The sequence below is a fragment of the Allofournierella massiliensis genome (assembly GCF_964241245.1).
Taxonomy (GTDB): domain Bacteria; phylum Bacillota; class Clostridia; order Oscillospirales; family Ruminococcaceae; genus Allofournierella; species Allofournierella massiliensis.
On record NZ_CAXSWZ010000001.1, the window covers coordinates 1 to 24,401 of the forward strand.

The 24,401-nt window shown below is 55.6% G+C and carries 30 protein-coding genes and 1 pseudogene; 18 read left to right on the forward strand and 13 right to left on the reverse strand.

Annotated features, from left to right (window positions below):
- Positions 1-134: 134 nt before the first annotated feature.
- The 10 genes from ACESYO_RS00005 to ACESYO_RS00050 all read right to left on the reverse strand — a co-directional run bounded on the left by ACESYO_RS00005 (position 135) and on the right by ACESYO_RS00050 (position 9,335).
- Complete coding sequence (locus ACESYO_RS00005; RefSeq protein WP_283127955.1) at positions 135-680, reverse strand: putative ABC transporter permease; 546 nt, start codon at positions 678-680, stop codon at positions 135-137.
- A gap of 119 nt (positions 681-799) precedes the next feature.
- The gene (locus ACESYO_RS00010) at positions 800-1,225 is read right to left on the reverse strand and encodes an arsenate reductase ArsC (RefSeq protein WP_373209066.1); all 426 of its coding nucleotides are present in this window, start codon (positions 1,223-1,225) and stop codon (positions 800-802) included.
- Between the two features lie 3 nt (positions 1,226-1,228).
- A complete protein-coding gene (locus tag ACESYO_RS00015; RefSeq protein WP_283127953.1) occupies positions 1,229-1,567 on the reverse strand; it encodes a thioredoxin family protein in 339 nt (112 codons plus the stop codon).
- A gap of 18 nt (positions 1,568-1,585) precedes the next feature.
- Positions 1,586-2,584 (reverse strand): permease, encoded by a 999-nt coding sequence (locus ACESYO_RS00020; protein WP_373209068.1) that lies wholly within the window; start codon positions 2,582-2,584, stop codon positions 1,586-1,588.
- Positions 2,581-2,880 carry an ArsR/SmtB family transcription factor gene (locus tag ACESYO_RS00025; protein WP_058967088.1) on the reverse strand — a complete coding sequence of 100 codons (300 nt, stop codon included), beginning with the start codon at positions 2,878-2,880 and terminating at the stop codon, positions 2,581-2,583. Before ACESYO_RS00025 ends, ACESYO_RS00020 begins: the two co-directional genes overlap by 4 nt.
- Before the next feature lie 519 nt (positions 2,881-3,399).
- Entirely contained in the window at positions 3,400-5,205 is a 1,806-nt protein-coding gene (gene lepA, locus ACESYO_RS00030; protein ID WP_058967087.1) for a translation elongation factor 4, read from the reverse strand.
- 34 nt (positions 5,206-5,239) lie between these two features.
- Positions 5,240-6,781, reverse strand: a complete 1,542-nt coding sequence (locus ACESYO_RS00035; RefSeq protein ID WP_373209070.1) for a glycosyltransferase family protein — start codon at positions 6,779-6,781, stop codon at positions 5,240-5,242.
- Positions 6,778-7,329 (reverse strand): cysteine hydrolase family protein, encoded by a 552-nt coding sequence (locus ACESYO_RS00040; protein WP_058967085.1) that lies wholly within the window; start codon positions 7,327-7,329, stop codon positions 6,778-6,780. The genes ACESYO_RS00035 and ACESYO_RS00040 overlap by 4 nt, the downstream gene beginning before the upstream one ends.
- Positions 7,330-7,385: 56 nt before the next feature.
- The gene (gene alr / locus ACESYO_RS00045) at positions 7,386-8,564 is read right to left on the reverse strand and encodes an alanine racemase (RefSeq protein ID WP_132587436.1); all 1,179 of its coding nucleotides are present in this window, start codon (positions 8,562-8,564) and stop codon (positions 7,386-7,388) included.
- Positions 8,565-8,606: 42 nt separating this feature from the next.
- Positions 8,607-9,335 (reverse strand): tRNA 2-thiocytidine biosynthesis TtcA family protein, encoded by a 729-nt coding sequence (locus ACESYO_RS00050; RefSeq protein WP_058967083.1) that lies wholly within the window; start codon positions 9,333-9,335, stop codon positions 8,607-8,609.
- A 165-nt stretch (positions 9,336-9,500) separates the two neighbouring features.
- On the opposite strand from ACESYO_RS00050, the gene ACESYO_RS00055 reads away from it, so the two are divergent.
- From ACESYO_RS00055 to ACESYO_RS00120, 14 genes and pseudogenes are all read left to right on the forward strand, one after another.
- The gene (locus tag ACESYO_RS00055; RefSeq protein WP_132587435.1) at positions 9,501-9,746 is read left to right on the forward strand and encodes a hypothetical protein; all 246 of its coding nucleotides are present in this window, start codon (positions 9,501-9,503) and stop codon (positions 9,744-9,746) included.
- Entirely contained in the window at positions 9,727-10,155 is a 429-nt protein-coding gene (rplM, locus tag ACESYO_RS00060; RefSeq protein WP_058967082.1) for a 50S ribosomal protein L13, read from the forward strand. The genes ACESYO_RS00055 and rplM overlap by 20 nt, the downstream gene beginning before the upstream one ends.
- Positions 10,156-10,171: 16 nt before the next feature.
- A complete protein-coding gene (gene rpsI, locus ACESYO_RS00065) occupies positions 10,172-10,570 on the forward strand; it encodes a 30S ribosomal protein S9 (RefSeq protein ID WP_058967081.1) in 399 nt (132 codons plus the stop codon).
- A 450-nt stretch (positions 10,571-11,020) separates the two neighbouring features.
- Positions 11,021-11,842, forward strand: coding sequence for a ParA family protein (locus tag ACESYO_RS00070; RefSeq protein WP_273235681.1), 822 nt, complete (start codon positions 11,021-11,023; stop codon positions 11,840-11,842).
- Complete coding sequence (locus ACESYO_RS00075; protein ID WP_273235680.1) at positions 11,799-12,734, forward strand: ParB/RepB/Spo0J family partition protein; 936 nt, start codon at positions 11,799-11,801, stop codon at positions 12,732-12,734. The genes ACESYO_RS00070 and ACESYO_RS00075 overlap by 44 nt, the downstream gene beginning before the upstream one ends.
- A gap of 13 nt (positions 12,735-12,747) precedes the next feature.
- Positions 12,748-13,026, forward strand: a complete 279-nt coding sequence (locus ACESYO_RS00080; RefSeq protein WP_273235679.1) for a DUF5720 family protein — start codon at positions 12,748-12,750, stop codon at positions 13,024-13,026.
- A 90-nt stretch (positions 13,027-13,116) separates the two neighbouring features.
- A complete protein-coding gene (locus tag ACESYO_RS00085) occupies positions 13,117-13,242 on the forward strand; it encodes a hypothetical protein (protein ID WP_443984171.1) in 126 nt (41 codons plus the stop codon).
- Between the two features lie 65 nt (positions 13,243-13,307).
- Positions 13,308-14,186 carry a DUF6017 domain-containing protein gene (locus tag ACESYO_RS00090; protein WP_273235678.1) on the forward strand — a complete coding sequence of 293 codons (879 nt, stop codon included), beginning with the start codon at positions 13,308-13,310 and terminating at the stop codon, positions 14,184-14,186.
- 40 nt (positions 14,187-14,226) lie between these two features.
- A complete protein-coding gene (locus tag ACESYO_RS00095; protein WP_273235677.1) occupies positions 14,227-14,994 on the forward strand; it encodes a BRO family protein in 768 nt (255 codons plus the stop codon).
- A gap of 87 nt (positions 14,995-15,081) precedes the next feature.
- Complete coding sequence (locus ACESYO_RS00100) at positions 15,082-15,582, forward strand: PcfB family protein (protein ID WP_273235676.1); 501 nt, start codon at positions 15,082-15,084, stop codon at positions 15,580-15,582.
- A pseudogene (locus ACESYO_RS00105) lies at positions 15,579-15,878 on the forward strand (VirD4-like conjugal transfer protein, CD1115 family); the annotation flags it as partial. The gene ACESYO_RS00100 and the pseudogene ACESYO_RS00105, both read left to right, overlap by 4 nt.
- A gap of 56 nt (positions 15,879-15,934) precedes the next feature.
- Entirely contained in the window at positions 15,935-16,078 is a 144-nt protein-coding gene (locus tag ACESYO_RS00110; RefSeq protein WP_164706667.1) for a hypothetical protein, read from the forward strand.
- Positions 16,079-16,181: 103 nt separating this feature from the next.
- Complete coding sequence (locus ACESYO_RS00115) at positions 16,182-16,532, forward strand: TnpV protein (RefSeq protein ID WP_373209077.1); 351 nt, start codon at positions 16,182-16,184, stop codon at positions 16,530-16,532.
- Between the two features lie 13 nt (positions 16,533-16,545).
- Positions 16,546-16,821 carry a DUF6809 family protein gene (locus tag ACESYO_RS00120; protein WP_087171132.1) on the forward strand — a complete coding sequence of 92 codons (276 nt, stop codon included), beginning with the start codon at positions 16,546-16,548 and terminating at the stop codon, positions 16,819-16,821.
- Positions 16,822-16,887: 66 nt separating this feature from the next.
- Here ACESYO_RS00120 and ACESYO_RS00125 read toward each other — a convergent pair whose 3' ends face one another.
- Genes ACESYO_RS00125 through ACESYO_RS00135 form a run of 3 tightly spaced genes read right to left on the reverse strand, consistent with a single transcriptional unit; the run spans position 16,888 to position 19,713 of the window.
- On the reverse strand, positions 16,888-17,916 hold the full coding sequence (locus ACESYO_RS00125) for a virulence RhuM family protein (protein ID WP_044939852.1): 1,029 nt from the start codon (positions 17,914-17,916) through the stop codon (positions 16,888-16,890).
- The gene (locus ACESYO_RS00130) at positions 17,913-18,833 is read right to left on the reverse strand and encodes a hypothetical protein (protein WP_373209080.1); all 921 of its coding nucleotides are present in this window, start codon (positions 18,831-18,833) and stop codon (positions 17,913-17,915) included. The genes ACESYO_RS00125 and ACESYO_RS00130 overlap by 4 nt, the downstream gene beginning before the upstream one ends.
- 31 nt (positions 18,834-18,864) lie before the next feature.
- Positions 18,865-19,713 carry a sigma-70 family RNA polymerase sigma factor gene (locus ACESYO_RS00135; RefSeq protein WP_373209082.1) on the reverse strand — a complete coding sequence of 283 codons (849 nt, stop codon included), beginning with the start codon at positions 19,711-19,713 and terminating at the stop codon, positions 18,865-18,867.
- A gap of 261 nt (positions 19,714-19,974) precedes the next feature.
- On the opposite strand from ACESYO_RS00135, the gene ACESYO_RS00140 reads away from it, so the two are divergent.
- The 4 genes from ACESYO_RS00140 (at position 19,975) to ACESYO_RS00155 (ending at position 24,143) form a co-directional block, all read left to right on the forward strand.
- Positions 19,975-20,178 (forward strand): transposon-encoded TnpW family protein, encoded by a 204-nt coding sequence (locus ACESYO_RS00140; protein WP_007885061.1) that lies wholly within the window; start codon positions 19,975-19,977, stop codon positions 20,176-20,178.
- Between the two features lies 1 nt (position 20,179).
- A complete protein-coding gene (locus tag ACESYO_RS00145; protein WP_373209084.1) occupies positions 20,180-22,099 on the forward strand; it encodes a DUF4368 domain-containing protein in 1,920 nt (639 codons plus the stop codon).
- Between the two features lie 66 nt (positions 22,100-22,165).
- Positions 22,166-22,786, forward strand: a complete 621-nt coding sequence (locus ACESYO_RS00150; protein WP_373209086.1) for a CHC2 zinc finger domain-containing protein — start codon at positions 22,166-22,168, stop codon at positions 22,784-22,786.
- Positions 22,764-24,143 (forward strand): DNA primase family protein, encoded by a 1,380-nt coding sequence (locus ACESYO_RS00155; protein ID WP_373209088.1) that lies wholly within the window; start codon positions 22,764-22,766, stop codon positions 24,141-24,143. The genes ACESYO_RS00150 and ACESYO_RS00155 overlap by 23 nt, the downstream gene beginning before the upstream one ends.
- Positions 24,144-24,401: the final 258 nt, after the last annotated feature.

Genomic DNA, 24,401 nt, shown 5'->3' on the forward strand with positions numbered 1-24,401 from the left:
TTCTTTACCAGCATTTTTATCCCCCCACACTATTATACCGCTTTCTTTTCCTCAATACGAGAAAAAGGCCACCTTTCGGTGACCTTTTTCGACAGGCTGAAAGGGCCGCCCGAATGATCGGGCGGCCCTTTTCCTTATTTCAGAAAAAAGGTGTATATCGTGTCCAGAAGCATCAGGGCGGCAAGACTGCCGCTCACTGCGAAAAGTACGCGGTCCGGCATTTTGGCGCTCAGGCGGCGGAACAGAGGCTGGAGCAGATACAGAAAAAGCATGCCGCCAAGCCCGAACCGAATGCTGGGATTCAGGGCGATGCGGCCCTGGAAGTTAAAGGCGTAGCTGGTGTAGTCCCACAGCCAGCCGCCGGTGATAGCCTGCATGATGTAGCTGGCGATCAGCTCCAGTACGGTGGTCAGTACCACCACGCCGACGAACACCAGAGCAGGGGTCAGATTCACGCGGCCCAGACGAACCGGCCGCCGCTGCAGCGGCCCCAGACAGAAGATGAGCAACAAAGCGCCGGTGCCGTACACCACGCACCAGGGCCCCAGCAAAACACCCCGGTTGGAGAAGCCCCAGCGGTAAACCACCACTTCCAGAAAGACTTCATACAGCCATCCCAGTATAGAATAAAGAACAAAATACAAATAGTATTCTGCAAACCAGCGCTTTCGCTTCTCCATACCCTGCTCCTCCTGCCTGAATTCATATTCGCTGACTGGAAAAATCATACCATAAAGGGGCGAAAATTGGAAGATGCAGGGAAAAAGAAAGCTGCCCGGAATATGGGCAGCTGAGAAAATCAGGAAAAGAGACCGGGGACGGAACGATTCTGAATACGGCTGCGAAGCTCCAGAATCTTTTCTTCAATGGCCCGGATGGTTGCTTCAAACACTTCGTCCGGCTGGCCGGTGGGATCTTCGAGCCCCCAGTCCTCCCGGTGGCGGCAGGGCAGAGTGGGGCAGCTCACATTGCAGCCCATGGTCACCACGATGTCCACCGGGGGCAGCTCGGCCAGCAGCTTGCTGCGCTGGGTCTCTTCCATGTCGATGCCATGGATCTGCTTCATCAGGCGCACGGCATCCTGATTGATGCGGGGCCTGGTTTCGGTGCCGGCGGAATAGCTCTCGAAGGTGTCGGCGGCAAGGGCTTTGCCCAGAGCTTCGGCAATCTGGCTGCGGCAGGAGTTGTGCACGCAGACGAAGGCCACACGGATGGTTTGTTCCATAGCTTACTCCATCCCTTTCCGGATCAGGTCCTTGACCTCATCCTTGCCCGGCACACGGCCGTAGCACACCACTTTGCGGTTGACCACCAGAGCGGGGGTGGTCATTACACCGTAAGCGGCGATCTGGGAAAAATCGGTGATGTGATCCACCTCAGGGGTAAGGCCCAGCTCGATCATGGCAGCCTTGGCGGCTTCTTCCAGCTGGTTGCATTTGGCGCAGCCGCCGCCCAGTACCTTGACCATACGGCCGGTATCACCGCTCTCTGCGGGAGTGGAGCAGCCGCCGGAGCAGCTGCAAGCCGACTTCGGCGCTTCGGATTTCTTCTTGAAAAACAAACCCATTGTAATATTCTCCTTGAATTAAACGAAAAGGAATTGAATTGCGTTGAAAAAGTAGCCCACCAGAATGATTCCGGTGGTGCAGATGGCAACGAACAGAGCCAACAGGCGGGGCTTCACTGCCTTTCGCAGCATGATCATGGAAGGCAGCGAAAGGGTAGTTACCGCCATCATGAAGCTGAGAATGGTGCCCAGCTGCGCCCCTTTGAACAGAAGCGCTTCCGCCACCGGGATGGTGCCGAAAATATCCGCATACATGGGCACGCCCACCAGAACGGCAAGGATCACACCGAAGGGATTGCTACCGCCCAGAACGGTTTCTACCCAGGATTCGGGAATCCAGTTGTGGATGATTGCACCGATGCCCACACCCACCAGAATGTAGGGGAATACCTTTTTAAAGGTTCCGATCATCTGTTCTTTGGCATAGGTCAGTCGGTCTTTGCGGGTCAGGGTGGGGGACTGGATGTCCACGCTGCCTGCTTTGAGGATGAATTCCTCCACATGGCGTTCCATGTGCAATGCCTCGATCAGGCTGCCGCCCGCCACTGCAATGACCAGCCCAACGACCACATAGGTCACGGCGATCTTCGCACCGAAAATGCCGGTAAGCAAAATCAGGCTGCCCAGGTCAACCATAGGGGAGGAGATCAGAAAGGAGAAGGTGACGCCCAGCGGCAGGCCAGCGCTGGTGAACCCCATGAACAGGGGGATGGAGGAACAGGAGCAGAAGGGGGTAACAGTGCCCAGAAGAGCGGCGATACAGTTGGCCCCAAGACCGTGGAAGCGGCCGATGATCTTTTTGCTGCGCTCCGGGGGAAAATAGCTTTGGATGTAGGAAATGAGGAAGATCAGGGCGCACAGCAGGATGGTGATCTTGATCACGTCGTACAAAAAGAATTGCAGGCTGCCGCCCAGCCGGGAAGAGATGTCCAGACCGAGGGCACTGAGCAGGGAGCCAATGGCGCTGTTCAGCCATTTCATGCCCAGAATCTGATCCTGAAGAAAGGTCCATATCATTGACAGCAGCCCTCCATGGTTTCGGAATTTCGGCCCAGTTCGGTCAGAAAGGCCTGAAGAGCCTCAAAGGTTTCGCGGTTCAGCGAGTAATGGGACCATTTGCCCTCCTTGCGGGCGGTGACCAGCCCACATTCGCAGAGAATCTTCATGTGATGGGAAAGGGTGGGCTGGGTAAACTGGAACTGTTCCAGCAGCTTACAGCCGCATTTCTCACCATCGGAAAGCATTTGAACGATCTGAAGCCGGTTGGTATCGCCAAGGGCTTTGCAAAGCAGGGCAACATCGGCAGCGACCATGAAAATCACCTCACATAGAAATTTGTCTATATGAGAGTATACTGGATACATAGATAAATGTCAATATGAGAATGGCGAAAAGAACGCCGAAAAACGAAAAAAGCCCGGCGGGCAGGAAAAAGACCTGCCCGCCGGGGGATTTTTGAGGGAATAGTGAAGAGTGAAAAGTGAAGAAGTAAGGTGTGCCGCAAGCGGCACGGATTTTAATTGACCAAGCGGAACGGTTTGCGTATCGCATTCCGGTACCCGGTCGAGTCCGCAAAAGGCAGTTGACGGTGTTTGCTGAGGAAAGCCCGGTGTGTATTGGCTTGTGGATTGCATCCCAATGGCCGGTCGAGTCCGCCAAAAAAGGCAGCTGGAGGTTTTCACTGAGGAAAGCCCGGTGTGTACCAGTTTGCGTATCGTGCCCTGATGCCAGGTCGAGTTCGCCAAAAAAGGAAGTTGGATGTTTTGGCTGAGAAAAGCCCGGTGCGGAACGGTTTGCGTATCGCATCCCGATGGCCGGTCGAGTCCGATAAATCAATCTTCGTCGAGTTTGAGAACGGCGGTGAAGGCTTCGCTGGGCAACTCCACGCTGCCGAGCTGACGCATCTTCTTTTTGCCTTCCTTTTGCTTTTCCAGCAGCTTTTTCTTACGGGTAATATCGCCGCCGTAGCACTTGGCCAGCACGTCCTTGCGCATGGCCTTCACAGTCTCGCGTGCAATGACTTTTCCGCCAATGGCTGCCTGAATGGGAATCTCGAACATCTGGCGGGGAATGTTTTCTTTGAGCCGCTCGGCCAGACGACGGCCCTTGGCATAGGCCTTGTCCGCATGTACGATCATGGACAGGGCGTCCACCATGTCACCGTTGAGCAGCATGTCCAGTTTCACCAGCTTGGACTCCTTAAAGCCCTTCATCTCGTAATCGTAGCTGGCATAACCGCGGCTGCGGCTCTTGATGGCGTCGAAGAAATCGTACACAATCTCGCCCAGAGGCAGCTCGTAGTGCAGATCCACGCGGGTGGCGTCCAGATACTTCATGTCGATCATGGTGCCGCGCCGATCCTGACACAGATCCATCAGGCTGCCCACATACTCGCTGGGGGTGTAGATGTGCGCGTCCACAACCGGCTCCTCCTGCTTGGCAATCCGGCCCGGATCCGGGTAATCGGAGGGGTTTTCAATCACCTTCACCTCGCCGTCGGTCATGGTGATGCGGTATTCTACGCTGGGCGCGGTGGTAATCAGATCCAGATCGAACTCCCGCTCCAGACGCTGGGTGATAATATCCAGATGCAGAAGGCCCAGGAAACCGCAGCGGAAACCAAAGCCCAGCGCCACACTGGTCTCGGGCTCAAAGCTCAGGGAAGCATCGTTCAGCTGCAGCTTTTCCAGCGCGTCCTTCAGATCGGGATACTGGGAGCCATCCACCGGATAGATGCCGCAGAATACCATAGGGGTGACCTTGCGGTAGCCGGGCAGGGGTTCGGGCGTCGGGTTGGATACCAGGGTCACGGTATCGCCCACACGGGTATCCTGCACGGTTTTGATGCTGGCAGTCAGATAACCTACCTCGCCTGCCTGCAGCTTGTCGCAGGGGGTCAGGCTGGTGGCACCCATCCGGCCCACCTCCACCAGAGTGAACTCCGCACCGGTGGCCATCATGCGCACGGTGTCGCCCGCCTTCACGGTACCGTCGAACACACGGATGTATACGATAACACCCTTGTAGCTGTCGTAAACGCTGTCGAAGATCAGGGCTTTCAGCGGGGCGTTCTCGTCACCCTTGGGGGCGGGAATGTCCTGAATCACCTGCTCCAGCGTATCCTCAATGCCGATCCCCATCTTGGCCGATACACGAGGCGCATCCAGGCAGGGCAGGCCGATCACATCCTCCACTTCCTGAGCCACCCGATCCGGCTCGGCGCTGGGCAGGTCGATCTTGTTCAGAATCGGCACCAGCTCCAGATCATGCTCCAGAGCCATGTAGGTGTTGGCCAGCGTCTGGGCCTCCACGCCCTGGCTGGAGTCCACAACCAGAATCGCGCCCTCACAGGCGGCCAGGCTGCGGCTTACCTCATAGCCGAAGTCCACATGACCCGGGGTGTCGATCAGGTTGAATTCATAATCCTTGCCGTCGCGGGCCTTGTAATTCAGGGTTACAGCGCGGGCCTTAATGGTAATACCGCGCTCCCGCTCCAGATCCATATTGTCCAGCAGCTGATCTTCCATCTGGCGCTCGTCCACGCTGTGGGTCTTTTCCAGAATGCGGTCGGCCAGGGTGCTCTTGCCATGATCGATGTGGGCAATGATGCAGAAATTACGGATATTATCTCTTGCCAAAAATATTTCCTCCTATAAATTTAAACTTTATATGTTATGCGCTCTGGATTTCGCTGTGAGGCGCAGCCAGAAGGGAAACTCCAAACAGCAAAAGGCAGCAGGAATAACAAAACGGATAGCGCGCGTTCGCTTCCCAAAGGGTAAGAAACGAAAGGTTCCCCAAAAGGCAGATCGCGCAGAGAAACAGTCCGGATTCCCCCGGCTGGCGGCGATTTCGAATCCCACGTATCGCGGCAATGAATGCTCCGGCCCACAGCATCCAGTAGAATGCCTGGCCAAAATCGGCGGTCACATCGGAATGGATACCGTCCACGCTGAGCCATTCATGCAGCCAGGTACGCTGCACCGGCGCAAGGTTCACAGTTTGCGGGGCGGTGTACAGTCCGTCGCCCCAGTCGGTTTCTGCTTTGGTGAAAAACAGCCAGGCAAGGCTTTGCGGGCTGCTAAGCAGGTGCTTCAGATTGGTTTGGATACGAGCAAGATTTGCGGCTTTCTTTTCCTCAATGGTGGAAAAACGACCGGTGTAAGCATAGCTGTCGTTGCTGAAGGCGCCATCATTTTCCAGTCCCATCATGATCCAGTGGGTAATGGGGGTGTGCATGGATTCATACAGCGAAAGATCCAGCAGACCACAGTTCCACTTATAGGCGTTAAACCCGAAAACCACTGCCGCACTGCCCATACAAAACAGCAGCACAGTGGCAAGTGCACTCCGCCAGCAGCGGCGCAGAGCAGCCCAGAAGCCCGGGCGCAAGGCCAGATACACCACAAAGGCAGGATAAAGCAGAAGGGCGTTTCCCTTCATCAAAAAGGCTGTTCCCACAAGGAAACCAAGCCCGATGCAGCTCAGCAGGCGGGTGCGCAGCGACAGGCGGTTCCAGCGGCCTTCCAGCGCCAGAAATCCCCACAGGCTGCCCACCACAAGAGGGGCGGCCATGGTGTCGGTGTACACAAAGGAAGTGAAGGCGTAATAGGGTAAAAACAGAAGACAGAGGATCAACGCAGCTGCCTTGCCCCGGCGGCCCCATAAATGCCCCGCTGTACCGCATACGCAAACCGCCGCCACAAACAGGAACAGGGTATTCAGTCCCATGGCCCAGGCGGGGCCGGTGGAGCCGGTAAGCAGATAGACCGGCCGGTACATCCAGTACAGTACAAACATGCAGAGCACGTTGGTGTCCACACTGGCAAAATAGTCGTTGTACAAAGCAGGTACGGTGCCCTGCGCCAGCTCGGTGGCCGTGCGCAGCACTGCTTCGGTGTCAAACGGAGAGGTGGTCAGATCCTGCAAAAGCAGAAAACCGCTGCCCAACTGCAATGCAAACAGAAGCACCAGCCCGCCGCCGAACACCGCTCGCCAGCGGCCGGGGGTGAGCCTGTCCACCAGTGGCAAAAAGCGCCGCAGCAGAAAAGCACCCGCTGCCAGCAAAGCGCATAAGAGTAGCCTCCGCGGCCCGAAGCTCCAGTGGCCCCGCAGTGCAATCACAAGAAAAATACATCCGAACGAACCGAGAAGCAGCAGCCAGACAGCCCGTCGAAGCCAGACCTGCAGGCCGCCCTGATTCAGGGCGCTCACCGGTTACCCTCCACGATGCGATACCCCATGCCCTTCAAAAGGTGAAGAGCGTTCTCATGGTCGGCGGGATCCCCAGCGGCACACAGGTCCGCCCGTACGGACACATCCGCGTTCAGAAAAGCCGAGTGCAGCACAATGGCGTTGCTCACCACGCAGATGTTGGTGACCACGCCGCAAACCTCGATCTCCTCCGGCTCGCCGCCGCACAGCGCCCGTACAGCAGCAGGCAGGCCCTCGGCGCCGAAGGTGGGCTTGTCCAGAAATGCCACGTTTGCCAGCGGGGTGCGCTCGTATTCCGCCAGCTGGCCGTAAAGATGCCAGCCCTCGCTGTTTTTCAGGCAATGGGGCAGGGGAAGAAAACGACCCTCCCGGCTGGTCAGATAGTCCGCTCCGTGCGTATCGCGGGTAAACAGCACCTTCCAGCCCTCGTCCAGAGCCTGTTTTACCCGGATTGCCAGAGGAGTCTCCAGCGTGCGAGCGGCTTCAAAGCCCAGTGCGCCGGAAACAAAATCCACCTGATAGTCTACAACACACAAAAGTCTGCTCATAACAGACACGTCCTTTCGTTTTCAGGCAATGCCGTATAATTTCCGACGTGTTGCCTTCACATCTGTTTCAGATAATCCGCAACGGCCACACAGCGGTCCTCACGCAGATACACACGGGGAACACGCAGCGCCAGACCGCACATGATTTCGTAGGGAATGCTGCCGACCTTATTGGCCACGTCGTTCAGGCTGTCCGCACCCGGGCCGCCAAATACAACGGCCTCGTCGCCTTCCTTCACATCATCCAGACCGGTCACATCCACCATCATCTGATCCATGCACACCCGGCCCAGTACCGGTGCGGAATGCCCGCCAATGGAGCAGACACCCTTGCCGGAAAGCAGGCGGGGGTAGCCGTCCGCGTAGCCAACGCACAGGGTTGCCACCTTGCGGGGAGAATCGGCGGTGAATTGCAGCCCGTAGCTGAGTGCCTGACCGGGCAGCAATTCCTTCACCTGGCTGACCACGGTTTTTAAGGTCAGCACCGGGCGCAGCCCGTCCAGATGGACCTCGTCGCTGGGATCGCAGCCGTAAAGCACAATGCCGGGCCGTACCATGTCCATGCCCCATTCCGGGTGCTCCACCAGAGCGGCGGAGTTGCAGCAATGTACAGTGCGCAGCTGGTGGCCACGGGCCTCCACTTCGGTTTTTACCTGTACAAACAGATCGTGCTGACGGCCGGTGTATTCCACATCCTCCACGGCATGACTGTCGGCTACCGCGAAATGCTGGAACATACCGGTAATTTCCAGCCCATCCAGAGCGAAGCAGGCTTCCAGCTGTTCCAGACAGGCGGGGATGTCGTCCTCACAGCGGGCGATGAAGCCCAGACGCCCCATGCCGGTATCAATTTTCAAATGGCAGCGCACCCGGCAGTTTGCCTCCAGCGCTGCATCGCTCAAAGCCCGGGCATATTCCGGGCTGAATACCGCCTGAGTCAGCCGATGGCAGGCCAGGGTGGCCGCACAGGCCGGGTCGGTGTGACCCAGGATCAAAATCTCGCCGGTCACGCCGCCGCTGCGCAGATGCAGCGCCTCCGCCAGGCAGCTTACCGCGAACCACTTCGCGCCCGCGTCCGCCAGGGTACGGCATACGATGCCATCGCCATGGCCGTAAGCTCCGGCTTTGACCACGGCGCACACGGCGGCAGATCCGGCGTGCTGTTGCAGCAGCCGGAAATTATGGGCCAGTGCGTCCAGATCCACCTCGGCCCAGCAATGTTTTTCAAAATTCAAACCAAAACACCTCGATGTTATCGTGTTGAAAAAGGGATGCTGTCAGCCCTTCGCCACAGGGGCCCAGCCGTCCAGGTCCGCGCCCTGCATGGCTCCCAGCATTTTCTGGCGGAAGGCCCTGTCCTTGCGGCACATATCAGCCACATATTCCTTCATCTCCTGGCGGCGGGTGGCGCCGTCTGCCGGGCAGGCGCTCTTTACCACCGGCAGGCTCTCGTGCTTCACTGCGCGGCGAACGTCGCTTTCGGTGGCAAGAATCATGGGCCGAATCATGGTCAGATCCTTGCGGGAAAGATAAGTCACCGGGGAGAAGCAGCTCAGCCGCCCCTCGCCCCAGAGGTTCATGTAAAAGGTCTCAATGGCATCGTCCAGATGATGGCCCAGCGCAACCTTGTTGCAGCCCAGCTCCTTGGCGGTGTCGTGCAGAAGGCCCCGGCGCATCTTGGCGCAGAGGGCGCAGGGATTGGGTTCCTTGCGCACGTCGAATACCACCGCTCCAATGTTGGACCGGCGGATTTCAAAGGGCACCTCCAGCTTTGCGAAAAGTTCCTCCAGTGGGGCGTAATCGGTGGCCTTGCCGCCAAACTGGGGGTCCAGGCTTACCGCAACCACCTCAAAGGGGATGTTCAGATAGCGGCGCAGATGGGCGAGACCTACGGTCAACGCCACACTGTCCTTTCCGCCGGAAACGCCCACACAGATCCGGTCGCCGGGTTCGATCATTTTATATTCTTGAATGGCTTTGCGCATCAGGCCTTCCAGCCGCTGCATGGCAGTACCACCTTTCGCTACTTATATATAGTAATATAAAGCTGTGTATGCACAGTTGCTTATATTATATCATATTTACGCCATTTTGTACGCAGTATCCGCCTGATTTGCAAGACAAGCGTTTCGGGTGATTTTTCGTTGGTAATATACAGGGTGCACAAACACATGAGAAACTTTTTGAAAAAATCGAAAGCGAGAAAACAAGAGAAAACAAGAGTAAGAGAGAGAATAAAAGAGTTTGGCCAGATTAAATTAAAAATATCGAAAAAAGTGCTTGACGCGGCGGGCAAAGTAGGCTATAATCACTCTTGCGTCAAAGTGCGCTTTCAATGGAATGTTTCCCGCGCCCACCGGCGCGACTGTTCAAAACAAATTCAGGAGGAAAATCGACATGAGCACTACTCTCGCTAAACCCGCCCAGATCGAGCGCAAGTGGTATGTGATCGACGCCGCGGGCAAGCCCCTCGGCCGCGTTGCTGCCCAGGCTGCTGTTCTGCTGCGTGGCAAGAACAAGGTTACCTTTACCCCCAACGTGGACTGCGGTGATCACGTGATCGTGATCAACTGCGATCAGGCTGTTCTGACCGGCAAGAAGCTGGAGAAGAAGTACTACCGTACTCACTCCGGCTGGATCGGCGGCCTGAAGGAGATCCAGTACAAGACCCTGATGGCGGAGAATTCCGACAAGGCTATGTACGTTGCCATTAAGGGCATGATCCCCTCCAACACCCTGGGCGCCAAGGCCATGACCCGTCTGCGCTGCTACAAGGGCGCTCAGCACGAGCAGGCTGCCCAGAAGCCCGAAGTTTACGAGTTTTAATAGGAGGCAATAGAGTATGTACGAGACTAAACCTTACTTCTACGGCACCGGTCGTCGTAAGAATTCCGTTGCCCGTGTTCGCGTTTACAACGGTACCGGCAAGATCACCATCAACGGCCGCGATATCGATGATTACTTCGGCCTGGAGACCCTGAAGCTGATCGTTCGTCAGCCCCTGGCTGTGGCCGAGGTTGAGGGCAAGTTCGACCTGGTTGTCCGCGTTGGCGGCGGCGGTGTTTCCGGTCAGGCTGGCGCTATCCGTCACGGCCTGGCTCGCGCCCTGCTGCAGTACGACGAGAACCTGCGCCCTGCTCTGAAGAAGGCTGGCTTCCTGACCCGCGATCCTCGCATGAAGGAACGCAAGAAATACGGCCTCAAAGCCGCCCGTCGCGCGCCTCAGTTCAGCAAGCGCTGATTTCAATTCAAAACAGCTCAAAAACCCCGAAACCATGCGGTTTTCGGGGTTTTTCCTTTTCAGATTGTTTGCCCTGCTTTGGCATAGTCTGACCCGTTTTGAACCATTTTTTATGGGTTAAATTAAGGACAACCACCCCTAAAATGAGGGCTAATGGGTTAAATTATAGGACAACTTTTTTGCCCCTGCACCCTCCCATGAGGTCATTTTTGCTTTTTTGCCCCTCTGAAATTTTATGCAAAATCGGTTTGGCAGAGTTTGACCAAATCTGAACAAATGAATATGATTTTATTGCGAAAGCGTTCAGCGTTCCTGCTGGGCGCTTTTTGCATTTCCGGGAACCGACGTTCCGGGATCAGAAAAAGCCGTCACTCTTTTTTTCAAGAAAGTAGTGGCGGCTTTTTCTATTTCCAGAACCAAACACGACAAACAGAAACGAGGTGAAATACGATGAACGCACAAATCATTGCCGTCGCCAACCAGAAGGGCGGCGTCGGCAAAACGACCACCTGCGCGAACTTGGGCATCGGGCTAGTCCAGGCCGGGAAGAAGGTGCTGCTGGTGGACGCCGATCCCCAGGCCAGCCTTACCATCAGCCTGGGCAACCCGCAGCCGGACAAGCTGCCCTTTACCCTGTCCGACGCGATGGGCCGCATCCTGATGGACGAGCCTATCAAACCCGGCGAGGGCATCCTGCACCACCCGGAGGGCGTGGACCTCATACCTGCTGACATCCAGCTGTCCGGCATGGAGGTATCGCTGGTAAACGCCATGAGCCGCGAGACCGTCTTACGGCAGTATCTGGACACCGTGAAGGGACAGTATTCCCATATCCTCATCGACTGCCAGCCTTCCCTGGGAATGCTCACAGTCAATGCACTGGCGGCAGCCAACAGGATCATAGTCCCCGTCCAGGCGGAGTATCTGCCTGCCAAGGGCCTGGAACAACTGCTGTCCACCATCAGCAAGGTCAAGCGGCAGCTGAACCCCAAGCTCCAGATCGACGGCATCCTGCTGACGATGGTGGACAGCCGAACCAATTTTGCGAAAGAGATCGCCGCCCTGCTGCGGGAGACCTACGGCAGCAAGATCAAGGTGTTCGGCACCGAGATACCCCACTCGGTCCGGGCCAAGGAGACCAGCGCCGAGGGCAAGAGCATCTTCGCCCACGATCCCGGCGGCAAGGTGGCCGAAGGCTACCGAAATCTGACGAAGGAGGTGTTGAAACTTGAAAAGCAGCGCGAAAAAAGTAGAGCTGGCCTCGGTCGATGACCTGTTTTCCACCGAGGAAAGCCGCGCCGACGCCCAGCGTGAAAAAGTCATGGAAATTCCCTTGTCGGAGCTGCACCCATTCAAGGATCACCCCTTTAAGGTCAAGGACGATGAGGCCATGATGGAGACCGCCGACAGCATCCGGCAGTACGGCGTACTGGTCCCGGCCATTGCCCGCCCGGACCCTAATGGCGGCTATGAGCTGGTTGCCGGGCACCGGCGGCACCGGGCCAGCGAGCTGGCGGGTAAAGAAACCATGCCGGTGATTGTCCGCGACCTGGACGATGACCAGGCCACCATCATCATGGTTGACAGCAATTTGCAGCGGGAAAGCCTGCTCCCCAGTGAAAGGGCTTTTGCCTACAAGATGAAGCTGGAAGCTATGAAGCGACAAGCTGGCAGACCGTCCAAAGAAAATTGTTCCCAAGTTGGGAACGATTTTGGGAAGAAGTCGAGCGAGGTATTGGCTGAACAGGTCGGCCAGAGTAAAAACCAGATTTTTCGTTATATCCGCCTCACCGAGCTAATTCCCGAACTGCTGGACATGGTGGACGAGAAGAAAATCGCCTTCAACCCGGCCTACGAGCTGTCCTTCCTCAAAAAAGAGGAACAGGTGGATTTGCTGGACGCGATGGACAGCGAACAGGCCACGCCGTCGCTTTCCCAGGCCCAGCGGCTGAAAAAGTACAGCCAGGAGGGGCACCTGACCCTCGACATGATGCGGGTCATCATGGGGGAAGAAAAGAAAAGCGACCTGGACAAGATCACCTTCACCAGCGACACCCTGCGCAAATATTTTCCCCGGAGCTATACGCCCCAGCGGATGCAGGAGACCATCATCAAGCTATTGGAGGCATGGCAGCGCAAGCGCCAGCAACAGCACGAACGCTGAGAAAGGAGAGCCTATGAGGGATATTTCAGCCCGCGAGCTGAAAGGACACAACATTTTGGCTGTGGAGCGTTTTCAAGACAGTACCCGCTGGATGATCGAGTTTGCGGTTCGTAAGCCCCATACCCCCTACGGCAACCCCGGCGATGAGGTTCGCCTGTTTCTCACCGAGGACGGCTACCGGCAGGCCCTGGACGCCCAGCACAGCCAACAGATCAAAATTAAGCGGTATGCCCACGTTGTCGAGGGGCATATCCTCGATTTCAAGCCAAAAAAGAAACGCCGTCACTCGTAAACCCACCATCTGCCAAGAAAGGAATGAACTATGTGTACCGTTAGAGAGATTCAAGAGGCCATCCGCGAACACTGCCAATCCCAGCATGACATGGAAAGCACTGAGATCGACCGGGTGATGCAACGCCTGCCCTTTGTGAGTGAGCAGGACGTTTTTACCCGGCCCCCTGTGCCAAAGCCGCCTTATTCCTGGCGCAGCCGGAAATATCGCACCTGACCGCCGCAGTCTTTTTGAAAGATTGCGGCTTTTTTCATGCCATAAATGCCGAGAGGAGTGATGAAATGGCCGTTTTTCGTATTGAACGGACCCGTGATTATACCGTGATGAGCAACCACCACCTGCGTGATAAGGCGCTGTCTCTGAAATCCAAGGGGCTTTTGTCCATGATGTTATCTCTGCCAGAGGACTGGAACTACACCACACGCGGTCTGGCGAAGATCTGCAAGGAGGGCGTGGACGCCATCGGCGGGGCGCTGCGGGAGCTGGAAAGCGCCGGGTACATCGTCCGCCACCAGATGCGGGACCGGCAGGGCCGCATCAGCGACACCGAGTATGTCATCTATGAGCAGCCCCAGCCCAAAGCGTCGGATACGCCCCAGCCGGATACGGCTTCACCAGATACGGAAAACCCGTATCTGGCTGACCCGGATGCGGAAAAGCCCGCAGAATTAAATATAGAGAAATCAAAGACCCAAAAACAAACAACGGATGTACCAAGTACCGATTCCATTCCCTTCCGGGGATTTGCGGCGGCCAGGCCGCCGGAACGGAAAGGACGGGATGCGATGTCGGTGGAAGAAATGCAGAGTTATCGGGATTTGGTGTTGGAGAACATCGAGTACGACCACCTGTGCCGGGAGTTTTCCACCTATCGGGAGGACCTGGACGAGATCGTGGAGCTGATCGTGGAGACGGTCTGCGCCAGACGCAAGACCACCCGCATTGCCGGGGCGGACTTCCCCCATGAGGTGGTGCGGTCCCGGTTCTTGAAGCTGGACAGCTCCCACATCGAGTTCGTCATGGAGTGTCTGCACAACAACACCACCGAAATCCGCAACATGAAGCAGTACCTGCTGACCGTGCTGTTCAACGCGCCTACCACCATGAACAACCACTACACGGCCCAGGTCAACCACGATATGCACGCAGGCGGCTGGTAAGCGGCCGCCTTTTCTGCTGCACCGCCCAAGGAGGCACGATATGAACCAGATGGAAATTTTCAAAAACCCGGAGTTTGGAAGCATCCGCACTTTTGAGCAGGACGGCAAGGTGCTGTTCTGCGGAACGGATGTAGCAACTGCGTTGGGATATGCCAATCCCCGTAAGGCCGTCCGCGACCACACCCGCTGTGGAACGAAATGTTCCATAGGGGTCCAGACCGGGAAAAAGGCGGATGGCACACCCGCCGTGCAGATGGTGGAAATGCTCTTTATCCCCGAAGGCGACGTTTACCGCCTCATTGTCCACAGCAAGCTGCCCTCGGCGGAGCGGTTTGAACGCTGGGTGTTCGATGAAGTCCTGCCCAGCATCCGCCAGCACGGGGCCTACCTCACCAGAGAAAAGCTGTGGGAGGTCGCCACCTCGCCGGAAGCCCTGTTGAAGCTCTGTTCCGACCTGCTGGCCGAGCGTGAGAAGAACGCGGCGCTGCAAGCGGACAACGCCCGGCTGCAAGGTAAAGCCGTCTACTACGACCTGTTTATCGACCTGCGCCACAGTACCAACCTGCGCACCACCGCCAAGGAGCTGGAGGTGCCGGAGCGGCGGTTCGTCCGTTTCCTGCTGGAACGCCGGTACGTTTACCGCGCCCCCTCTGGCTGCGTGCTGCCCTACGCCAAGAGCGCCAACGAGGGGCTGTTCTGCGTGAAGGATTTTTGCCGCAACGGCCACACCGGCTCCTACACGCTGGTGACGCCCAAGGGCAAGCTGCACTTTGCGGAACTGCGGTCGCTGATCCTGGTGACGGTATGACGGGCCGCCACCTGTTACGGCGGCTGGTGGTCCCGCCTTAGTACCCAAGACTGCTTTCTGCATAACCGACGAAGGGAGGGATGACCTATGCAGGAGGAAGTAGAAAACAGAACCTTGACGCTGATCGTCAGCGGCACCAAGTTCACCGGGCGGCTGTTCAAGGCCGCCATATCCAAGTACATGGCCCACCGCAGGGAGAAAAAGCTGAACAAGCAGCGCGGCCGGGATTCCCCCGTCACCCCCAAGGGCAAACAGACGGTGAAGCAGCTCATTGGGCAGAACCAGGGCGTTTCCAACATCGAGATCAACGACCCGTCCATCCGGGACTTCGAGCGGATCGCCCGCAAGTACGGCGTGGACTATGCGGTGAAAAAGGACCGCAGCACTTCGCCGCCCAAGTACCTGATCTTCTTCAAAGCCCGTGACGCCGACGCCCTGACCGCTGCTTTTACCGAGTACACCGACAAAAAAGTCAAAAAGGCGGAGAAAACCGAGCGCCCCTCCGTGCTGGCGAAGCTGGCCCAGTTCAAGGAGCTGCTCAAAAATACCGTGGTGGACCGCAGCCGCCGGAAGGAGCTGGAACGATGAAGCAGCTGAATGTGAAAAAGCTGGTGCTGCTGAACCTGCCCTATTTCCTGCTGGGCCTGTTTGCCACCAACCTGGGGGAAGCCTGGCGGCTGGCGACCGGGGCGGACGATTCTGCCAAGATGCTCTCGTTCTTCTCCACCCTGCCGGTGGCGCTGGGGAGCTGGTGGCCCAGCCTGCACCCACTGGATTTGCTGGTGGGGCTTTGCTGCGGCGCTGGCTTGCGGCTGGCGGTGTATCTGAAAGGCAAGAACGCCAAGAAGTACCGCCACAACGTGGAGTATGGTTCGGCCCGTTGGAGTGCATAATCTTAAGTGTAAAGGAACTCTACATGGACGCACAGGAGGATATGCACATGAATGATTACAACAAAATCACAGCCCTTTACTCCCGTCTTTCCGTAGGGGACGAGGACAGGGACGGCGGCGAGAGCAACAGCATACAGAACCATGATGTAATGTATAGAGGGTGGATTACACCAAAAAACATTACATCATGACTGGCGGCTCATTTGTGGCGAATGAAAAGACAGTTATGATAAAGGAGGGATGCCCTCAAACCTACCGTAACTGTCAACCACATTCCCACGAAAGGAGCCTTGTATGGAACTGACTTACACCAAATGCGGCGACTATCTCATTCCTGACCTTGTGTTATCGGATACCAAAGAGTACCATATCGGGAAATATGGCCGGTTGCGCCGTGCCTACTTAAAAGAACACCGGCCCATTCTGTATACCGATCTCATTGTCACTGAAAAGTTGTTTTCCCACTTGGAGGAAATCGACATCGCCTGTCGGGAGCGACTGGAAATCATTGAAAAAGCCATGATGCAGCAAGAGGGTGTCACGGAAACCCTGAAAACTGCCGACCAGATAGCATGGGTGCGCTCCATGAACTCCATCCACAACAGGGCCGAGGAAATCGTCCTGGCTGAGCTGGTCTACTGTTGAGGGAGGGAACGCAATGATTTTGGAAGCCATGTATAACGGGGAGTTTTATCCCTGTGAAACCGTTGTTCCCACGTCCCCGGAATACCGCAAGGCAGTCCAAACCTGTGCGGCGTTGATGGAGCAGTTATCCCAGCGGCTCAGCAAAGAGGACTATGCTCTGGTGGAAGAACTCCGGGCGCAGAACGCTATCGCTCAGTGCGAGGAAAGTGAGAGCCATTTCAAGTATGGCTTTTCGGCGGGGCTGATCGTCCAGCAGGAAGCCCATGAACAGCTGCAAAACAAGAAATAAGCGATTGCCGAAAAAGCCCACGCAGCCGGAAAGAGAACCGGTGGCGTGGGCTTTCTGTGTATATGGTTATTCTGTCAGATCATCCGAAGTTTCCGCAACCAGCCGGTCAAAGTCGCTCTGATAGGTTCGATCCTGCAAAACTCGGAACTTTTCAAACTCTTTTTCAGCAAAGGCTTTGGCAATGGCGGCGGTCACCTTGCCTTTATCATGCAGAATATCTTCCTCGTTGAACTGTAAAAATGCGTCAAGCCGCTTGACCCAATCGGCCATATACATGACATTTCCCCGGCGGGCCTGCCGTTCCGCATAGTCCAGGTACATGGTGACAATCTCGTTCAGGTTACGCATTTCCGTTTCGTTCAGATAGTTTTTAGCGACGGTGACATCCGATTTGCGGATGCGGCCTTTGGGGGCGTTTTTCCATGTGGTCAGCCCCATGTTGGGCTTGGTACTGTCGGCACGGCCATATACGATCTCGGCGGCGGTATGATGGGTGACCGCATAGTGGAGCTTGTTCTGCACCGTGGCGAAAAACTCCTTTGTGATGGGGCTTTCCACATCGTAGTCGGCGCTGCACTGGGAATAGATGTCCGTGATTTTCTGGTAGAACCTTCTCTCGCTGGCCCGGATGTCCCGGATACGCTCCAGTTGTTCCTCGAAATAATCCTTGCCGAAAAAGTTCTCCGGCTCCCGCAGCCGTGCGTCATCCATCACATAACCTTTGATGATGAACTCTTTCAACACCCGGTTCGCCCAAATGCGGAACATGGTCGCCTTTTTGGAGTTCACACGATACCCCACAGCGATAATGGCGTCCAGATTGTAATAGTTGGTCTGATACCGTTTCCCGTCCGCCGCAGTTGTTTCCATTTTGGAAACAACTGAATCCTCGTTCAGTTCGCCGGATTCAAAAATGTTTTTCAGATGCTTGGAAATGGCTGCTTTCTGTACCTCGAACAGCTCTGCCATTTTTGCCTGTGTCAGCCAGAGGTTTTCCTGAAAGAGCAGGATTTCCACCCGCACTTCTCCGTTTTCGGTCTTGTAAAAGAGGATTTCTCTGGTTTCATACGGGGTCAGCCCCTGTTCCTCGCTCATTCCTGGTCACCTCCATCCGTCCGGTTCTTTCCCCGGCTCTTGTAGACATTGTACTGATTTTTACACCGTGGGCTGCAAAAGGCGGCGTTGGACCTGCTGCCCAGAAACACCTTCTGGCAGTGCTTGCACAGGCGCAGGGGCTGATCCCCGTCCACCAGCATGAAGCTGAACATCATCTGGATACCCAGCAGCAGGGAATGGAAATCCCAGTAAATGGTAGGCTTATCCAGCAGCTCAATGTGGTAGGTGGGGGCAATCCCGCCAAATGCGGCCATAGCCTTGCGGTGCAGCCCCCGTTCGTCCTCGCCCATGAAATCATAGTCATTGTAGTAGAAAAAGGCCGTGGTTAGCGTAAAGGCCCAGTCCTTGAACTGTTGAGCAACCCACTCGTAGGGTTCCGCATATTCCCGCTGGAAGCTCATGTTTTTCGCCATCGGCTCGTCCATGAAGGTCATGGTCAGGGCAATCATCGTCCGGTCACCGGACACATTCCACGTGGATTCTATGCCTTTCTTCACCAAGTCCAGCTGGTCAAAAGGATAAAACAGGGACAGGTATTTGTCTGTCGCCATGGATTCTTCCTTGATGAAGTGGTTTTTCGGCAGGTACACCGCCTCATAGTCCATAAAGGACGGCGTGGTGGGCAGGGCGGTCATCAGCCCCAGCAGGCCGTACCGGGTGATAAACTCCATTATCGCCTTTTCCACTTCTGCTTCCGGCTTGCGTCCCATCATCAGCATCCCTACATTCAGGGCATCCAGCACAATGTTGGGGACCTCTTTCAGCGGATTGTAGACATCCGGCTTTGCACTCTTGCCGGGGGTGATGTACCGCTTGCCATTTTCCGCTGTTTTCAGCTCATAGTGATCGTACCGCACCCAATGGGAACGGGACTGTTCAAATAAATTTTTCATCATACACGCCCTTTCTCCTTAATCGTCCCAATTATCAGGGGCGGTTTTTCTTTTTTCTGCGTTTGGTCTTGTTTTCCCGCCGGATCACGGCGTCCTTGCCCTGTTTTCTTGCGATTTTCGAGTATTCCTCCAAAAATTGGCGTTCCCGCAAGGTCAGGCTGCCGCCATGCTCCTGCTTGCTGCACAGATGGTCATACATCCGGCGCTGCAATTTCTTGTGGATGGTCTTTCGCAGCTTGCGGATATTGCGGTCAGACTGCCCACGCACAGCGGCAAGCCGGGTGGTGCTGTACAGCCGCAAAGAGAGAAAATACAAAACTTCCTTGTGTTCCTCGCTCAGTTTCTCCACCATGCGGGAAATAAAGGGATCAGCGGTCAGGTTGTGCATTTCATAGGGGCAGTCAAACAGGATGTCCAGAAAGTTCCCGGCCATCAGCTGCCGGTATGTGGAGTTGTTCATCCAGCGGGGAATGAGCTTCGGCTCAGGCACTGCCTGATATTCCAGAGGCACATCCCCACGGAGATTTTCGTGGTCCCGCTCCCTGCGCTCCCGGTTCCGATCCAGCTTGTCCCATTCCCCTACGACAACCTGGAAGTCCTTTTCGGTGCGGGCCGCTTCCTCCAGCCGCCGCACAGCTTCCGCTCGAATCTCTCGTTTCAGCCGCTTTTCGCTGACCGGGGCGGCTTCTTCTTCCTCGGTTTCCAGTTCGGCATCATAATCGACGGGATGCTCGTCCTGCTCCAGCTCGCTTTCCAGCTCAGCCAGACGTTCTTCCGCAAGCGCCTGTTCCAGCGTTTCCTCCGCCCCAGCGCCTGTCCCATCGTCCCATCCGGTGAAGCCACCCTCGGTATCCAGAAGCTCATCATCAGACAGATACGCCATGACCCCACCTCTTTTCAAAAAATATTTTGCGGTTTTTCAAAAATGGTTCCGTTTTACACCCTGGATTTCTCCTATTAGTGAAAGAGTAATCTAAAAACAAGTTACTTGGGTTGCATTTGCTTTTTCACGCAGGAGAAAGGGGGCTTTCGCCATGTTCAGGCTTGACACAAAAAAGAAGTAACACAATCGCAGGTTACAAACAACGGAACTATAACAACAGTATACACCGGATGCGCCGAAAGCGCAAGAAAGAGAGGTTCTATGGCAGATAAAAACGCCGTGTTTCTGACCCGGCACATTGGCAACACCACCTATAAAGTTCGTGTCTACCTCAGTGAAACCGCCGAGGAAACGATGGAGGATAAAATTTTGCGGCTGATCCGCAACGACGGGCTGGCAAACCAGCCGGAATGTGGTATAATGGAACTGCCACAAATGAGCCGTCCGTCTGAAAGGAGCGCCTAATATGGCAAACAGACAGACGGAAGAAAAAATCACTGCGCTCTATGAGCGCCTGTCCCGTGACGATGACCTCACTGGTGACTCGAACTCCATTCTGAACCAGAAACGTTATCTCGAAAGTTATGCAGCACAGCGGGGCTACACCAATATCGTCCACTACACAGACGATGGGTGGTCCGGCGGCAACTTTGACCGTCCCGCATGGAAGCGCCTTGTGGCGGACATCGAGGCGGGAAAGGTGGCCCATCTGCTGTGTAAGGACCTAAGTCGGATCGGCAGAAACTACCTGCAAACCGGCTTTTACACCGAGGTAATGTTCCGGCAGAATGGGGTTCATTTTGTTGCTGTCGCCAATAACATCGACAGCGAGGAACAGGACAGCGGCGAGTTTGCGCCCTTTCTCAATATCATGAACGAATGGTATCTGCGTGACCAGTCCAAAAAGGTTTCAGCAGCATACCGTGTCAAAGGCAAGGCGGGCAAGCCCACCACCAACAACGCCATCTATGGCTACAAAAAAGACCCGGAGGACAAGGATCACTGGCTGGTGGACGAGGAAGCCGCCGCCGTGGTGCGGCGGCTCTTCCGGCTTGCGGTGGAGGGGCACGGCCCCCATGAGATCGCCAAGATACTCACACAGGAAAAGGTGGAGTGCCCCGCCTATTATCTGGCCCGCAACGGCAGAGGCAGCCGGAAGAACACCGTGGACACCAGCCGCCCCTATGACTGGTACGGCTTCACGGTCAGTTCTATGCTGACCAAGCCGGAGTATATGGGGCACACCGTCAATTTCCGTTCCTCCAAAAAGTCCTACCGGGATAAGCGGGTAAAAAATGACCCGTCCGACTGGCTGATTTTTGAGAACACCCACGAGGCCATTGTTGACCCGGAAACCTGGCAGCTGGCTCAGCAGGTGAAGCGGACGGTGCGCCGGACAGATACCACCGGCGTCGCCAATCCCCTGACCGGCCTTGTGTTCTGTGCCGACTGCGGAGCCAAGATGTATAACCACCGGGGCAAGCGCAAAAAGGCCGGGCGAGAATATTCCGTGGATTTTTACAGCTGCTCCACCTACACCCTGACCTTTGAGCGAGAAACGCAGATGTGTTCTTCTCACACGGTCAGCACTAAGGCTCTGAATGCTCTGATTCTGGAAACCATCCGCACTACCGCCAGCTATGCCATTCAGAACAAGGAGGAATTTATTCAGAAGGTTTGCAGCATTTCACAGGTTCGCCAGCAGGAAGCGGCCAAGGAGCTGAAACGCAAGGTTGCCAAAGAGCGCAAACGCAGCGCCGAGCTGGATGTGCTGATTAAAAAGCTGTACGAAACCTATGCCATGGGTAAATTGGAGGAAAAACGGTTCGAGCTGCTTTGTGCCGAATATGAGAAGGAACAGGCCGAACTGGAACAGCTGCTTGTCTCCGAGCAGGCGCAGCTGGACCAATTTCATGAGGACACGGACCGTGCCAGCCACTTTCTGGCGCTGGCACAGAAATATACGGATTTCACCGAGCTGACCGCCCCCATGCTCCATGAATTTGTGGAGAAAATTCTGGTCCATGCCCCGGATAGAAGCACCGGGGAACGGGTGCAGGAAATCGAGATTTATCTGAACTTTATCGGGAAGTTTGAAGTGCCCATGCCCGAACCCACCGAGGAAGAACTGGCTGCGGAGGAAAAGCGCCGCCAGAAGCGCATCCGTGACCATGAAAAGTATCTGCGCCAGAAGGAGCGCAAACAGAAGATTGCCGAGGGGCTCATCGTTCCGGGTGAACCGTACCAGCTGGTATGCCAGTGCTGCGGAGAGCCGTTCCAGTCTGTCCGCCCCAACGCTAAATTTTGCAAACCCGCCTGCCGGGAGAAATTCTACCGGCAGGAAAAGCGGAAAGCCAAGGAAATGGAAACATCACAAACTGCATAAAGACTGCGGCCTGCCCCAACAAACTGGGCAGGCCGCTTTTTTATGCCCTGAAACGGAGGGATTTTCATGACACTCTTTGAACTGGTAAAACAGAATATTTGTGTGCCGGATGCAGCGGAACACTATGAGCTGCAAGTCAACCGAAACGGGATGTGTCACTGCCCGTTCCATGAGGACCGACACCCCAGCATGAAGCTGAACAAACGGTATTTTTACTGCTTCGGCTGCGGAGCCACCGGCGATGTGATCGACCTTGTGGCAAGGCTGTTTGGCCTGAACAGTTACGAAGCAGCGCAGAAACTGGCACAGGATTTCGGGATTGACCCGGACAAGCCCCCGGCGGCAATCGCCTTACCAAAACCGGAGCGTCCTCTGCTGAAAGCATACCGGCAGGAGGAAGTACATTGCCTGCGGGTGCTGTATGATTATCTGCATCTTCTGGAAAGCTGGAAGGTGCAGTACGCACCCGAGACACCGGCAGATACTTTGGATGACCGGTTTGTGGAAGCCTGTCAGATGTTGGACTATGTGGAGTATCTGGCGGATTTGCTCATTGCCGCCGAGTTGGAACAGCGGGTGAAAATCGTTGAAATGCTGAACAAGGATGGCATGATTGCCGGTTTGGAGGAACGGCTGGACAGACTGAAAAAGGAGGACGGTGCCTATGAAAAACAAAACGCAGCTTGACGGGATGCCCGTCTGGTTCGATGGCAAAAGCATCAACGAAGCCCTGTTTTGTGAGGAGTTCTTGCAGACGCACAAGATTATCTTCACAAACGGGGCTTTTTTCACGCCCGAAGGCCGTGTGACAGACGAACTACCCCTGCGAGGAGAAATTTTTGAGGAGCTGAAATGCTGTGCGGTCAGCAACATTCCCCGCAAAATCAGCAACATTGTGGAGCTGATGAAACTGGCGGCGCTGGTGGAGGATTTTCCCCCGGAGCCGGACCGGATTCATCTTTCCAACGGGACACTCTTTCTGGACGGGACCTTTGTGGAGGGAAAGCCAAAAATTGTCCGCAATCGTTTCCACGTGGCCTACAACTCCAATGCCCCGAAACCTGTTCTCTGGCTGCAATTTCTGGATGGCCTGCTCTACCCGGAGGACATCCCCACCTTGCAGGAATATATCGGCTATTGCCTGATTCCCAGCAACAAGGGGCAGCGGATGATGGTCATTAAGGGCAGCGGCGGCGAAGGCAAGTCACAGATCGGCGCTGTGCTGGGAACTTTGTTCGGTTCCAACATGAAGGACGGCAGCATCGGGAAAATATCGGAGAACCGGTTTGCTCGTGCCGATTTGGAGCATATCCTCCTGTGCGTGGATGACGATATGCGAATGGAAGCCTTGCGACAAACCAACTATGTAAAGTCCATCGTGACCGCCCAGGGCAAGATGGATTTGGAGCGCAAGGGCAAGCAGAGCTATCAGGGATGGATGTGCGCCCGGCTGCTGGCCTTCTCCAACGGAGATTTGCAGGCGCTGTTTGACCGGAGCGACGGATTTTACCGCCGCCAGCTGGTGTTGACTACAAAAGAAAAGCCTGCTGGCCGTATGGATGATCCCGACCTTGCCGAGAAGATGAAAGCCGAGGTGGAGGGCATCCTGCTCTGGGCTTTTGAGGGATTGCAGCGGCTGGCCGCAAACAACTTCAAGTTCACCGAAAGTGACCGCACCAGAGAAAACCGGGAAGCAGTCAAACGGGACAACAACAATGTCTATGATTTTCTGGATTCTGACGGGTATGTTCACCTGAAAGCCGATCTGTCCGCCAGCTCCAAAGAGTTGTATGAAGCATATCAGATTTACTGCACCGAAAACAACCTGCCTGCCCTGAAGCCACGCAGCTTCAGCGAAGCCCTGATCGCCTGCCAGAGCCGCTACAATCTGGAATACTGCAACAATGTGACCAACGCAGCCGGACGGCGGGTGCGTGGATTTCTGGGAATTGAGGTATTAGTGAGAAATCATATATCAGTGTTTTCCGGTGATTCGATGCGTACGTACGTACCGGAAGATGTGCCGGAGGAATGGCGGCGTTAATACTGGGTCCCCCAGCGGAACCCTGTAAAGCGGTTCCGTTGGGGAAAGGACGAGCAGCGGAACGAGTGAGCTTTCGGCTTTAGCCGGAAGCGAAGGATGTGGAGTTTGTGAGGACGCTGTACGTACGTACGTACGCTTTGATTGACCGTTGTTCTCCCTTTTATAGCAATTCGACGGCTATACCAGTCAGAATCACCGATCAAATCCCCATGCTAAATCAAGGCAAGTGGGAATCGAAAAGTATTTGACGGTTGGAAG